Raw genomic sequence first — 14718 nt, forward strand, 5'->3', positions numbered from 1 at the left:
CAACCATGATTTCCGAACCTGCGTACTATGTGCCTAGTTGTTACCTCATACGTTTTTCTTTACGTAATTCCTTCACTGTTTTTTGGACTTCTGCACGGCACTAAAAACTGCTTTTTACACTGTTCTGTATAGACGTTTTTAAAATTACTTTTACCAATTTATACATGAGCAATTTTCATAAGGGTTTAGTATTCAACTTATGTCTGTATCAATATTCGGTTTCAACTGATACAGACACCGTAGCCAATACGCAGAGGCTATTGCACCACACCGGCTACGGTTTTTCTAACATCAACCAGCGCTAAAAGCATTAGAACCTTAGCGTTGCCCCCACATAGAAACGACGACCATCCAAGATTTTGTCGTACCCATCATCACCGCTAATCTGCTTATCCAACAGGTTATAAATACCCGCAAACGCACTGATATTCTTGGTGATGTCGGCATTGATACCCACATCCACCATGGAGTAAGACGGGATACGACTGCTACCGCCTTCAATGGTACGGCTCTTATGTTTCCATTTCCCCCAGAAGTTAATCGCTTCGGTGGCTTGCCAATCCACCCCTAGGTTAAACATATGGCGCGGTGTGTTGTTCAGCGGTTTACCCTTGCTTGCTCCCGACGTAATTTCACTGTCCGATAGCGTGTAGTTGGTGTTCACACGAACTTGCTCACCAATAGGCATGCCAAAACCCACCTCTAAACCTTGCAAGCGAGCTGAGTCTAGATTGATGTATTGCTGAATACTTTGGCGAGTTTCACCGTTATAGGTACATTCAGGAATGCTGCCAGAGCTTTGACACACATACTGCTTACCAATTTTGTTACGGAAACGTGTGTGATAACCCATCACGCTAAAGCTGTATTGATCAGGCGTGCTCCACACAAACCCCAACTCATAGCTGGTACTTTTTTCAGGTTGTAAGTCTGGGTTACCCATGTCCCATGAACGTCCCCGTGCTGCATTTTCAACAATGCCATCATCGGCCTGTTTCAAACTTGGTGTTTTGTAGCCCGCACTCACACCACCTTTCAACACCAAATCGTCACTCACGTTATACACACCATACAAACGTGGGGTCACGTGATTACCGTAATGCTGATTACGGTCCACCCTCAAGCCGCCCGTTAGGGTGAAATTATCGGTTAGGTTGTACTCATCTTCGGCAAATAATGAGGCATGCCATCTAGATAAGTCAGTATTTTTAGAACCAGGAAAACGACTAGCATCGTGCAAGGTTTCTTCTTTCTTGTACTCAGCCCCTACCGTAATCGTATGTGACTCCAATGGCAGTAGCGTTCTGCTGTTCAAAATACTGGATCGGTACTCAGACTCTGTACCGCCATTTTCAATGGTGACTTTTTCTTGTAACGCGTAGGTACGTGTATTGTTACTACTGCCCCAATTCCAGTCATGCGTCACACCGTAATAAATGCGTTTGTTATTCATGTCCATCTCGCTGCCTGAGCGCTCTGGTGTACGCAAGTTATCGGTGGTAGTAATGCCCCCGTCAAAACGCAAACTGTGGTTGTCAGTCAGGATCCAGTCTAACCTCGCATTGTTATTGTTAATACGCTGTTTACCATAGCCGCTTGCAATACGATCTTCGCGCCTGTGGTAACTAGAGCCAGACAGCATAATGCCTAGACGGTTAGCAATTAATGGTCCGCTCAGGTTATAGCGCCCCTGAAACGCATTTCCCGATTCAGATCTTTTTTGTAAGGTTGCATCCAGCGTTACCTCACCTGTCCATTCCGGTGATATTTTCTTCGTAATGATGTTGATCACACCACCCATCGCGCTAGAACCATACAGCGACGACATAGGACCACGTATCACTTCTATACGTTCGATGGCTGACATAGGGGGTAGTAAGTTAGTGGTAGCACCGCCCCCAAAGCCGTTGTAATACGCCTCGGACGATGTACCCAATGGCTTACCGTCCACAAGAAACAGTACATAGCTCTCGCCTAAACCTCGAATGGTGATGCTAGTACTTTCAAATTTCCCACTGGCACCACCTTCAATGGATACCCCTGGCACATCCTGTAGGGCATCCGTGATGTTACGGTAGGCCTTACCCTCCAGTTCTTCTTTCGTGATTACGGTAATAGTGGCTGGTGCGTCAGCAATCACCTGCTCAAACCCTGATGCTGTGACGACGATATTACTCAGTTTATTGACGTGCTGTTCTTGTGCGTATATAGGTAGTGCCAAAGCGCCCAATACAGCGCTACACAACAAACGCTGCGTAAAGTGGTGCGGTGTAAAGCCAGTCATAGTTGTAGTGGTCCAGAGTGCAAGCGGAAACCTGTATCGGTTTTTGTGTGCCTGCATGAGTTTTATAAATAAGAATCATTTTCATTATAAAAATACAACCTGACCACAGCCTGACGGGCAAGCCTTACTGCTGAAAATACAACCTCATCGTGCACGGCTGCATACTGACAAAACAGGCATCCCCGCCTGCATTACGCAAAATTCGTCGCACAATTGATAAGCCTAGGCCTGAACCCGAACTACCTGGATCGGCTTTGTGGAAACGTTCAAACATAGCTTCCCACCTTTCTACAGGTACGCCCGTACCTTGATCCTGTATATCTAAAACCACCTGCTCACCCGCCGTATACAGCCTTACCACTACATCACCCTGACCATGAAGCAATGCATTCTCTACGCCGTTACGTATCGCATCACGCAGCAGCGACTCTTGCCCCCGCACGATTACATGCTCTTGTAGCTGCACCTGTATGGATCGCTGCGCTGCTTCAAACAATGGCATCAAACCCAGTACAGTTTCTCGCACTAGGCGTGTCAAACGCGTTGTGGATGTCGCATGTTGTTGGCGTTCTATATCTTGCTCTTGCCGCGCCAACAACAATAGTTGACCAACCAATCTGCTCAATTGTTTAAGCTCATCGTCTATAGCCTGCCAATCTGCCTGCCCGTCCGCTCGGTAACGCTGTAGGCGTAAATCTAAAACAGTTAACGGGGTACGCAACTCATGCGCCGCATCAGCAATGACTTGCTGTTCTTTCTCGTAGGCATTGGCAAAGCGCTCTAATCCTAGATTAGCAGCCTGCGCCAACGGGCGAATTTCTACTGGCAATGTCTCAATCGGAATACGTAACTCGGGAGACTGTGGCCCTATACGACTCGCCAACCTAGCTGCCTGCTGAACGGGCCGTAATGCCCACTGCAACAAGAACCACGCCAACACCATTCCCAGTACCGCAAAGGGTAATAGCACAAACAGACTGCGAATAAACTGCGCGTGAAATAAGGTATCCAACAGTTCGCGCTCCATGCGGTCCTCTTTGGAGACCATCAAGGTTGCACCATCAGCCAGCACAACAGGGATACTAATAAGTTTGCCGCTCGCTTTACTCCAACTAGGATGCGAGAAGTGCAGCCACTTCCTTGACTCATATTGCTTCAGTTTTAACGGACGCCCTAAAAATCCGCTGTACCAAAGCAGTTCTCCGGTAGCGTCATATAAGGTGTATGCCATAGGGCTACCAGCATAATGATCAGGCAAATCGGCAGGGTTACTATGCATACTTAAACCCTTACCCAGCTCTTGGGCTTGTATATAGATCACACTGCGTCGTATCTGATCCCTAGCATCCAACAGATACAACACTACAGCCGCCAAACCCAGTAAAAACACTAGCCCAAACGACAACAATAAGCGACGACGCAAGCTGGCTCTACGCATATTACGCATCCGTAACCAGCCGGTAACCTATGCCTCGTACCGTATCCACACGTATGGTTGCACCAGCAATTTTCAACTTACGCCGTAAGCGGGATACCAAGGCTTCTATGGCATTAGACGTCACCGCTTCGTGATTCGTGTATAGCGCATCCTCAAGGTAATCTTTAATCACTGTACGAGGTGACGAACGCAATAAGGCTTCTAACAACATGGCCTCGCGCCTTGGCAAATCCAATGGCTGCTGTCCTACTGCAGCTTGCAAAGACGCTGGGATAAAGCTCAAGTTACCACGACTTAACATAGCTGTTTGCTGGCTTGTGCGTCGCCAAATAGCGCGTAATCTGGCCTCTAGCTCTTGCATGTCTACAGGCTTAAGCATGTAATCATCTGCCCCTGCATTCAGACCGGCAATGCGTGAAGCAATAGCATCACGCGCAGATAAAATGATGCAGGGCGGCCTAGATGCAATGCCTTCCAACAACTGTAGGCCATCCATATCAGGCAACCCTAGATCTACTATCCAGGCGTCATAATGCGTATGTGCGATTAACTGTAGAGCAGCAGCACCCGACGGCGCGACATCCACCACAAAACCATAACGCTGCAGATGCTGCTGCAAAAGTTCGCTAAGAGGGGCGTGATCCTCAACTACCAATAGCCTCATACCGTCTTCTGCGTTTCTTATTTGATAATGATTCTTATTATAGTAAGAAAAAGAAGATACTACAGAAAGTCCCCATTGCACTACCCACTCAGGTTACGTCCTGCTATGTTATTGGGCCTGCAACTGATCCAACACACCATCGGTCGCAAAATGCTTAGCTTGTATGGCCCGCCACGAGCCTAACACTTCGGTTGGATTGATCAGCTTCAAAGAGTCGAAGCGTGTCGCTGCTTCTTGGACAACGTCCGGATCCCGCACCCTATAGTTAAAGTCACTCAAAAGGCGCTGAATATCCGGCGTATATAAAAACTGTAGAAAGGCGGTTGCGAGTTTTTGGGTACCCCGCTCATTCGCCACTTTATCCACCACCGCCACAGGGAACTCCGCTAAGACACTGCTAGGTGGCACAACGATTTCAAAACTCTGATCTTGAAACTCTGGGCTAGCGAGAATATTGCGCTCCTCGAACTCGAAGGTCAGCAACACATCACCCTGACCATTTTGAGCAAAGGCCACAGTTGCCCCTCTACTGCCAGTAGGAAAATTTTCTACGTTCGCCAACAGGCTGCCTACAAACTCCCTAATTTTGGCTTCATCGCCGTTAAATTTTTGATGCGCGAACAACCACGCCCCCAAGTAGCTATAGCGCGCATTACCGGAGGTTTTAGGGTTTGAAAACACTAGACTGACGTCATCGCGTACTAAATCATCCCAGTCTTTGATATTTTTAGGATTCCCTTCACGCACCAAGAAAGTAATGGTGCTGTAGTAAGGAGAGCTATTGTGCGGCAAGCGCTGTGCCCAGTCCTCGGCCACAATGCCTCGTTCTACTAAGGCATCTATATCAGTGACCTGGTTAAAAGTGACTACATCGACTTTTTTACCTTGAATAATGTCTTGTGCTTGGCGCGAACTGCCTGCAAACGATTGATCTATCTTGATGCTCTGGCCGGTTTGTTGCTGCCAATGCTCTACAAACTTAGGATTCACCGCGGCAAAGGTTTCACGGGCCACATCGAAAGATGCATTCAACAAACTGCTGGTTTGCGCCATGACAGTAAAACTGCTTATCGCGACGATCAGCGTGAATACCCCCGCCGTAATGTTCACATTCATCTTCTACTCCACATAACATTGGCATAGCTGCCAAATCATTTATTCATGCAGAGCATTATGAGCAACCCATCATTGAATACGAACAACAAAGTCCTCATGCACTTATAACTATTTTTAAAACTGAATATAATTACCAAGAAATATTATTTTTTTATACAAAACACATCCACACCATCAAATAATATAAACAAATAATTTATATTATTTATATCAACAACACCTTCTACCATACCGTAGCATTCACCCACACCTCATACTCAGGAGCATCCCCCTGATTGAGGTATCCCTACCTTCTTCCTAGAAAGCATGATAGCTAGACCATATTTACTACGTTATATTTTTTCAGAAATCAGTGTTTTCCGTATCAAAAAATAGCGTTTACCATCACAAAAATTCTGATTTTTTTCAAAAACGCTTATATAGCTAAAAATTGAATGTAAATATTCATTGCGATACTATTAATAACTAAAACTCATGAAACTTCTATAACAAATATTTTCAGCACTACGCGACTTAATAAACACACGCGTATACTGTGTTGTTAGAGAAAACCACTGCAGTACCACGCATTCTGACCAAGAGCCGCCATGCTTACTGATTTCTTCGTTGGCCACAAGCCAGCCCCTTACGCCCCATCACACGCTAAGCGCGCTCTTACTGCACAGCCCTTTTCGCTGCGCCGCCATAGTCGGATTGTTTCTGCCGTATTGGGCTACACACTATTGGGTTCAGTGCTAGCCCCAGCGGTTGCTGCCACCAACAAAGACGAAGCAGCGTTATACAAGCTGTACGACGTACTCACCTCGCAGTTGCTAAGTGACCGACCATTAGAAGAATCATTGGTTGCCGCTTTTCCTATCAAGCGCCCTATTAGCTATTTCGAACAGCAGTTCAACGTAGAAACCGACAGCGCCAAACTGTCTAAGCCCGATCAAAGCATTAGCCCAGATGAGTGGAAAGCAATACAAAACTCTGACATCACTGCCTACTCAGAGTCTGGCAATATCTCCTACACCCTGATGGATTTGGATAACGATGGTCAGCGCGATCTGATTATTGAAAGCTATATAGGCGGCACAGGATTATTCAGCTACACCGGCGTACTTAAACGCGATGGTGAGCAATTTGTTGCGGACGCGGATGCTGCTCCAGAAGATGACTCATTCATGCCTGGCGAACTGTTTACCGAAAATGGGCGTGGCGCCAACCAATGGAGCACATGGTTGGATATAGACGGGCAAATTTATGCGCTATTTTTTGACGGCACCTTTAGCCAAGAAAAGTTCTACCTCTTACGACCTTTTCACCACACTGCCGAAGTGCCTGTCATCACCGTCAGTTATAAAACTGAATTTACAGGCGTTACCCCACCTGATAAACGAGCGCGTACCAACCCTGCAGCCTATGTAGATCAAGCTAAACTGTTTAGCGAATTAGGCAATATGCAGAACACCAAAACGGTAGCTACAGATGTTCCTACTCCACTGTGTCCCGTACCGGCAGACACTGCGCCTGAAGACCTAGGGTCTTATTCCATAGGCTCAGCCTTGCATTACAGTGTAGATGGCATAGGTACCATACCTGTATGGGCAGAATCGTCATGTTATGTAGGCTCGGTATACAGCTATTTCGGCTTAGCGCCAGGCGCCAGACGCGCCGAGGCACAAATACTGCTACGCGACCCTTATACACCGGACAGCGAAGAACTTTCTGAATTTACGGTATGGGGCGTTAGAAAATTGCATACTATGGCGGTGGGTTGGGAAAAGCTCTATTAACCCCTTAGCCGTTCGTCACACCTTCTTCATTTTGTATGACCGTAGCCATTCCCTCTGAAGCCTCACAGGCGCTACAACTATTGCAGCGCAGCTTACTCAATAATTTGCATTCGGTTTACTTGCATGGCTCTGTCGTCACGCAAGGGCTACGCCCACGCAGTGATGTGGATGTGCTGGCGTTTGTTCACCAACCGCTTTCCACAGAAACCCGCCAACAGTTGGCGTATGGACTACTACAAATTTCTGGCCACTACCCCACTGATAAGGCGGGGCGACGCCCCTTAGAAGTAATGATTTTTTTGGCGGATGATCCTAGCGTGACGCACTATCCCGCACGTTGTGAGTTCATCTATGGCGAATGGCTACGAGCAGACATAGAAAATGGTGACCTTGAAGAGGCCAGTGCCGACCCTGAGTACACATTGATTTTGGCTCAAGCAAAACAGGCTGTGCTGCCGTTGTATACGGCTACTAATGCTCCACAACTACCCACCATTCCCGACGCTGATATACAGCAAGCTATCAGCGATTTACTGCCCTCATTAGTAGCATCTGCTGAAGGCGATGAACGCAACGTGCTACTAACGTTAGCGCGCATGTGGTACACCGCCTGCACTGGTGAGTTCACTTCTAAAGACCACGCCGCCACGTGGGCCTCTGAACGCGTGGAGGCTGAGCACGCAGAGCTGCTACGCTATGCCAGAGACGGCTATGTGAATAGGATAGATGAAGACTGGGCGGCAAAGTCTAAACTGCTGCGCCATACCATGAGCATCATGAAAAAACACATTCAGCAGCGACTGCAAAACACGTAAATAACTCACAGACCTGTCGCACAAAGCACACCTTGCCTACGCTTTGCCGCATAGCTCCAGCAACTCCCCCAGCAACGCCTTCTGTGGCTCCGGTGCTAGTTTATGCACTTTACGCAGCGCCGCCTCAGAGCCCCAGATAAAGTACACCAACGTTTGCAGGGCATAGTTATCCAGCGTGCGGCTTTGTTCTAGCAATAACAGCAACGCCTCTGCACTTTCAAATACTGGGGCTACTTTGGCTTTAAAGTCGCCGTTCACGCGCCCTATGCCATCCACCACAATCGCGCTATTGGCTGCCGTCATGCCGCGTTGTTCTAGCAAGATTTTGAGAAACTGTTGATGCACCATTTGGTGCTCATCATCCACCTGATGCAAGTAACGCTGTAGTAAGGGCAAATAGCGCTCATCCGCCAATGCCAACGCAAAAACAGCGTAGCTGCCGGGCATAGCGCAATATTCGTTTTCTTGGTCGGTGTACCACTCATACTCTTGCATGGCGGTAGTCGCGTAGCGCTCTAATTCCGCATACAACTCTGGATACTGCACCGCATTCGCAAAAAACTGCAGGGTTTTGCCTTTACCTAATTTGGGTACAGGGAAAGTGGCTTTAGCTTTGCTGCTTAAGAGTATTTTGTAGCTATGTGGAAAACCTTGCTCCAACACATTGCTAAGAAAGTTCAAAGCGGTGGCATAAGCTGCTGCACCTTCGCGCAGAATCTTGATTTTGACCTGTGCTTGCACGTCGTTGGCAATGCACTCAACATCGTCAGTGCGTAACGTCGTGTAGGCTGCATCAATTAAACCGCTGCCGGTTTTTAACAAATCATAAGCACGTTGATAGCCCAGCTCACCCGCATTTTGTAGATACGCCATGCCGGTATCGCGGCTGTAGTTAGGCTCATATTGCAAGATCAGTACGGCGATAAAGGCCAATAGTTCGACGGCAGCTTGATCCTCTACTGCAAACGCTACCTTGTTACGCACGCCTATGTCGTGATCGGGTACCACAGAGAAGAACATGGATGACCCATACAGCGGCTCTACCGTGTCAAAGTAGCGCGGCAAAAACACCTTGTTTGCCCAGTGTTTCAAGGTGGTCAACATGGTATTGCGCACTTGTATCAAGCGCTTAGGGGACACCTTGCTTAGCTCAAGAATGGTTTTGCAGGCTCGTTCAGCCTGCGCCGCATCAATGACCGCATACAACTGCGGGCTGAGTAAATGCTGCAGTAAGAACATCACGTCCAAATCTTTGGGCGGATGCTTCCCTTCCCACACATTGCTGTTCAGGTACTCATCTATACGCTGACGTAAGGCAATTTGCCTAGCCTCATCCACATACTGCAGCAAAATACCATGCGGCTCTAAGGCTGGACCAAACTGTGCCGGGTACAACAACTGCACTACGACACTATGGGCCCAAAATGCATCGCCTTTTTGCGTATCCAGCCACTCGTACACGGCCTGACGCAAAGCAGGAATCAATACCTGCTGTAGTTGCTCGGCCGTCCAACGCGGCTCTACCAGCTCTACTACGCTGTACTCTTGTGAGGATAACTGCACCGTGATACGCATTTTATTCGCGTCAACGGTATTCTCAATGTTGATGCCCAGCTCATCAAACATGCCATCTTGCAAAGGGCTGCGACTGACTATGCTTTCAGGGGTGCCATTCAATTCGCCCCGCTTATGGGTGACCAATTGATTGAGTGCAGTGATGATGGTGGCGACAAATGCGGTGGGCTGGTTCATGGCATACCTGACTATTTTCTAAGCCACGATTTTGCCACAGTACGCCTAGGAAATTGTAGCAATGGGTTTGCGCTGCCCTCTAGATGGACCACCGCAAACCCAAGATCAATGCTAATCAGCCTTCTGCGCCATCGGCCCTAATGGTCAACAACGGTTTACTGTAGTGGTACAAGAAAATCGCATAGGCTACGCCCCATAAGGTCACGCTTGCGTCATACACCGGCAAAGCAATGGTAGGAAATACCGCCAGCAATGGCCCACGTACTACTGCGGCAATCAACATTAATGCTAATGCCAATCCTATGCCTGGCAAGGTTTTAATAACCCTGCCGGTATGGCCTAAACTTACCCGCGCCATCATGGCAAGAATCATGGTGGACATGGCACCTATAGTGAGTGCATGTATAGCGATTTCGGTGCGCATCCAGCCCAATAACGCCCCCGCCCACAGTAATAAACCGATGGCGATGAAGTAATAGCTAGTATGTAGCCCCCACAACAATGGCTCATGCCAACAACGCTGACCTTCCCACCGTAGTGCTCGCCATGCGTTACAGATGGCGGCAGCCACACACACGATCGCCATCGCTGTAGTCGATACATTGACACCGAAGATCGCCAGAATCTGCCAAATCACCAGTATCAACACCAAGAGTATTGATCCTAGTTCTAAGCCTTTACGCGGTTTCACGGCGTCGCGATTAAGTTTTCTGGAGGTAAAAAATGGTATGACTCGGCCACCTAGAATCACCATCAATAAGGTGATGAGCAAGATACCCATGTATACCGAATGCTGTGTTAACTCGAAATCAGCACGCCATGCGCCCACATGCATGCCTATGTTCGCCAAGGCCAATAAGGTCAAGATAGGCACAAACATCATATTGCGCCACAGTTTTGCACGCGCCACCAACCAGCCCATGATTAGCGCTACCACGGGTAAAAAGGCCATGTCTACAAGGCCTACCACCACCGTTAATCCTTGAGGTGGAAAGGCCATCAAGACTCGCCCGGCTAGCCACAGCAGTACCAACAACAATAGCGGCACCCCCGTCAGACTAGGCATGCCTGTCCAGTTACGTACGGCCGTGAGTAGAAAACCCGCTACTACCGCCGACACGAAGGCAAACAGCATTTCATGCTGATGCCACCACAGCATAGAACCATACGGCTGCAATAGTACTTTGCCATGCCAGAACAGTATCCATACCACCAAAAACACCACACTACTTAAGGCCGCCAAGAAAAAGAAAGGCCTAAACGCCAATGCCTTATGAGGCATCCACCCTTTAGTCATGCTGCTATCGTGTGCCATCACTTACTCCGCCACCCAAAACATGCATCCTTGATGCGTTAGCCGCTACTCTTCTGCCGCCAAACCATGCTCCACGGCATAGACTGCGATTTGTACCCTACTGGTTAAATCTAGTTTCTTTAAAATATTCTGTACGTGAATTTTGACGGTGCTTTCCGCCACATTCAGCTCACGCGCAATGGCTTTATTGCTATCGCCGCGTACCAAACACTGCATGATTTCACGCTCGCGTTGAGTAAGACGACTTTGCTGCTCATCGCGCTCTTTGTTGCTGGCCACATTGGTGCCATGCTGGCGAAATTGTTCTACCAACTTCACCGTCATCTGGTTATCAATGACCGGTTCACCTGCGGCTGCTTTACGTATGGCAGAGGTCAGTGCTTCTACATCCATGTTTTTCAGCAAATAGCCTCTGGCACCATAGCTCAGTGCTTGCGCTAACTCAGCCGCCTCTTCGGAAACGGTCAGGATAATCACAGCGCAGTCGGGTAACTCTTGTACCAACAACTGCAAGGTGTCTAAACCCGATAAGCCAGGCATGTTTAAGTCCAGCAAAATCACATCGGGCTTCAACGATGTTGCACGCTTTAAGCCCTCAGCCCCATCGGCTGCCTCGCCCACTACTTCAAAATCGTCTTGACGCATCAACAGCAATTTGACGCCGGAGCGGAATAAACTGTGATCATCAATCAATAAAATGCGTATGTTGCTCATCTTCTTATCTCTAGTGAGGTCATAGACCTTCTTGTAGCGGTTGGTTTTCCGATGCGTCTGTTCGGGGATGACTAGACGTCAGAATAGGCAATACCAATGACACTTTTGCCCCCTGACCTGGAGTAGAAACCTGCTCTAAGGTTGCGCCTATTCGCGCAGCACGCTCTTTCATAATGCGCCGGCCCAGCTGTTCCCTGGCTTCATGCCGTAATGCACTCTCATCGTAGCCCATACCGTCATCAATCACCTGCAAGGTGAAATCCACACCCTCATGAATTTGGATTTGCACTTTGCTCGCGTGCGCATGTTTACGCACATTCGACAACGCTTCTTGCAAAATAAACAGCACCTGCAACTGCTGCTCTTGCGTTAATGCCGTGCCCTCGTCCAGCCCCTCAGTATCCAACTCTACTAATACATCAACTTGCCGCTGAAAACGCTCAATGGTTTCACATACGGCATCCAACAACTCACCTTCACCCAACTTGCTGCGGAAATTACTTAGCAGCTCGCGTACGTCCTGATAGCTTTCGTCTACCCCTGCACGCAGTAAAGGTAAGATTTCTTTGGCCTCTTCAATCTTGTCATTTTTTAGTGACTGATCCAACATTTGCAGCTGCAAATTCAAGAAATTCAAGCCCTGCGCAATGCTGTCGTGCAAACCTTGAGCAAACAAATTACGCTCTTGCTCCATCGCTAACTGACGGGTTTGACCCAGTAAGCGACGGTTCTGTAACGCTACGCCCAAATGCTTACCCAAGGTTTCTAACAAATGGCGTTCACTAGCACTGAGCTTGCGGGTTTCTTTGAAATGCAACGAGAAGGAACCTAGCACCTCGTCTTGCGCCATGATCTGAAACACATTCAGACTATGGAAACCGTCATCAAAACAATGAAAGGCTTCGGGTGCCTGTATGCGAGTTACGTCTTGAATAGACACCGTGCCACTGCGTGTGGCCTGCCCACAAAAACACGACCCAGCTTTAATACACGATTCGTGCTGTTCGTGTGTGGCCGATAAGCCTTGGGCCAACACCAAGCGCAAATTATCGTGACGTGGATCTAAGGTGCGGATCGTACCGCCATCTGCCTTAAATTGGCGCATGATGCGATCTAGAAAACCTCGGCATACTTCTTCAACCTCGCGCGGTTGGCTCAAAAATGCTGCCATTTCATACAACGCCGATAACGATGCATTACGTAGTGCCAACTGTTGAGTTTTTTCTTCTGCTCGGCGCTCTAAATCTACGTACAAACTCTTAAGCTCTTTAGCCATCAGGTTAAAGCCTTCAGAGAGCTCACCAAACTCATCGCGTCGCTGAACGGGCAACGAGACAGAGAAATCTCTATCTGCCATGCGGGCTACGCCACTGCGCAAGGCCGATATGGGTAAGATAATCCACTGATACACCAAGTAAATTAGTGCTGCCGCACCTGCTATAGCAATCACCAACAAGACTACCTGCAGCAGTCGCAACAAAAAGGTTTTTTGGGCATTGTCGACTTCTATTAAATGCACCAACAAATCTGCTTTAGAGATAAATTCTGGCAAGGCGATTTGGTAACGCTCAGCAGCATCACCTTTCAAGGCCAAGTTCACACTAGCCACCATCTGCCTATGCCAATATTGTGTCACCTGATCTAACTGCGCATGCACCATAGGATCACGCGGCAACAACAAAGGTCGAGTAGGATCACCCTTGCGCAATTGTTGCAGCACAAAGGCTTGCCTATGCAACTGGCGTTCTAATCGCTCAGTGGCTGCACCAGTAGGGTCGTTACTTAACGCTTCTAATGACAAGGCCACCTGATTCGCGCGCATACGCAAGGTGCCAGCATCATTAATGGCGGCTGCGGCCCCTTCCATTTGCCATGACAACCACAACGTACTACCAATCATGGTCAAAAAAATGGCGAGAGCGACCGCTACACTTACTGTTAAGCGTGTAGAAAGTCGCTCCCACCATTTCAGGTGATCCAGCGAAGCCAACCGGCTTTTATCCATAGCGATGCCTCATCGTAAAAGGATGATGCCTACAGCTTACACCTATGGCCACACTGTCGCGTTGCTTCACCTTTACCTCGCACTACTGCATCAATGGACTATCTGCTGCTACAAAGTGCTCCAACCCTTCTATGCGAGCCTGACCTGCTAAGCGTTGCAGGAACTGCCGCCATGCTATGTCTTGATTCGCAGAGCGCAAGGCATCGCGTATGCTGTCGCAGACTTTTTCATACGGTAGCACCTTCCCCTCTGCTCGCCGTAACACCCTTACCACATGTAGACCATGTCGCGTTTCTACTAGGCGGGGTAAAACTTGGCCCTCAGGCATTGCAAAGACCACTCGCTCAAACTCAGCCACGGTTTGCCCTCGCGACAACTGCCCCAAACTCCCACCCACCGCTGCCGAACTACAGTTAGAAAACTGCTTCGCCAACACAGGAAGCTGTGTGGGATCACGCAACACTTCATCCAGTACGTCTTGTGCGCGTTGACGCAGGCTTTGCAAATCTACGTCAGGCGTTACCTGAAATAAGATATGCTCGGCCTCTAAGCACTCCCCCACAGTGAAATGCTCAGGGTGCTGTTCATAGTGCCGTCTACAGGTGTCTTCATCAGGCTGTGGCAGACTCACTTCTTTAGCGAGCAAGGCATCTATCACTTGCTCGTCAGTCTCGGCGTGCACACCTAAACGGTTCGCTTCATCCAACAACAAACGTCGCACCACCAAGGTGTTTAAGGCCATTTCTAACGGATTTTCCGTATCTTGGTGGTAGCTGATTTCTTGCTCGATTTCAGCGTCTGTTAACTCAATACCGTTTACTTTGACTCCCATGAACG

At 48.5% G+C, this 14718-nt stretch carries 11 protein-coding genes; 2 read left to right on the forward strand and 9 right to left on the reverse strand.

The window, feature by feature from the left end; genetic code table 11:
- Positions 1-310 precede the first annotated feature (310 nt).
- The 4 genes from ACLO87_RS14975 to ACLO87_RS14990 form a co-directional block, all read right to left on the reverse strand.
- Positions 311-2284, reverse strand: a complete 1974-nt coding sequence (locus ACLO87_RS14975) for a TonB-dependent receptor domain-containing protein (RefSeq protein WP_430224133.1) — start codon at positions 2282-2284, stop codon at positions 311-313.
- Between the two features lie 124 nt (positions 2285-2408).
- A complete protein-coding gene (locus tag ACLO87_RS14980; RefSeq protein ID WP_430224134.1) occupies positions 2409-3722 on the reverse strand; it encodes an ATP-binding protein in 1314 nt (437 codons plus the stop codon).
- Between the two features lies 1 nt (position 3723).
- The gene (locus ACLO87_RS14985; protein ID WP_430224135.1) at positions 3724-4386 is read right to left on the reverse strand and encodes a response regulator transcription factor; all 663 of its coding nucleotides are present in this window, start codon (positions 4384-4386) and stop codon (positions 3724-3726) included.
- A 108-nt stretch (positions 4387-4494) separates the two neighbouring features.
- The gene (locus tag ACLO87_RS14990; protein WP_430224136.1) at positions 4495-5502 is read right to left on the reverse strand and encodes a sulfate ABC transporter substrate-binding protein; all 1008 of its coding nucleotides are present in this window, start codon (positions 5500-5502) and stop codon (positions 4495-4497) included.
- Between the two features lie 587 nt (positions 5503-6089).
- Here ACLO87_RS14990 and ACLO87_RS14995 point away from each other — a divergent pair.
- Together ACLO87_RS14995 and ACLO87_RS15000 are read left to right on the forward strand one after the other, a co-directional pair.
- Positions 6090-7280: a hypothetical protein gene (locus ACLO87_RS14995; RefSeq protein WP_430224137.1), complete on the forward strand. Its 1191-nt coding sequence runs from the start codon at positions 6090-6092 to the stop codon at positions 7278-7280.
- 35 nt (positions 7281-7315) lie between these two features.
- Positions 7316-8095, forward strand: coding sequence for an aminoglycoside adenylyltransferase family protein (locus tag ACLO87_RS15000; RefSeq protein WP_430224138.1), 780 nt, complete (start codon positions 7316-7318; stop codon positions 8093-8095).
- 36 nt (positions 8096-8131) lie between these two features.
- Here the strand turns inward: ACLO87_RS15000 and ACLO87_RS15005 are convergent, their stop codons facing one another.
- The 5 genes from ACLO87_RS15005 to ACLO87_RS15025 all read right to left on the reverse strand — a co-directional run bounded on the left by ACLO87_RS15005 (position 8132) and on the right by ACLO87_RS15025 (position 14713).
- On the reverse strand, positions 8132-9847 hold the full coding sequence (locus ACLO87_RS15005) for a DUF6138 family protein (protein ID WP_430224139.1): 1716 nt from the start codon (positions 9845-9847) through the stop codon (positions 8132-8134).
- A gap of 115 nt (positions 9848-9962) precedes the next feature.
- On the reverse strand, positions 9963-11162 hold the full coding sequence (locus ACLO87_RS15010) for an NnrS family protein (RefSeq protein WP_430224140.1): 1200 nt from the start codon (positions 11160-11162) through the stop codon (positions 9963-9965).
- Between the two features lie 45 nt (positions 11163-11207).
- Positions 11208-11876, reverse strand: a complete 669-nt coding sequence (locus ACLO87_RS15015) for a response regulator (protein WP_135863459.1) — start codon at positions 11874-11876, stop codon at positions 11208-11210.
- A 19-nt stretch (positions 11877-11895) separates the two neighbouring features.
- Complete coding sequence (locus tag ACLO87_RS15020) at positions 11896-13881, reverse strand: type IV pili methyl-accepting chemotaxis transducer N-terminal domain-containing protein (RefSeq protein WP_430224141.1); 1986 nt, start codon at positions 13879-13881, stop codon at positions 11896-11898.
- An 82-nt stretch (positions 13882-13963) separates the two neighbouring features.
- Positions 13964-14713: a peptidylprolyl isomerase gene (locus tag ACLO87_RS15025; protein WP_135863462.1), complete on the reverse strand. Its 750-nt coding sequence runs from the start codon at positions 14711-14713 to the stop codon at positions 13964-13966.
- Between the last annotated feature and the right edge of the window lie 5 nt (positions 14714-14718).

It is taken from the genome of Paenalcaligenes sp. Me52 (assembly GCF_050487965.1).
Classification (GTDB): Bacteria; Pseudomonadota; Gammaproteobacteria; order Burkholderiales; family Burkholderiaceae_B; genus Paenalcaligenes.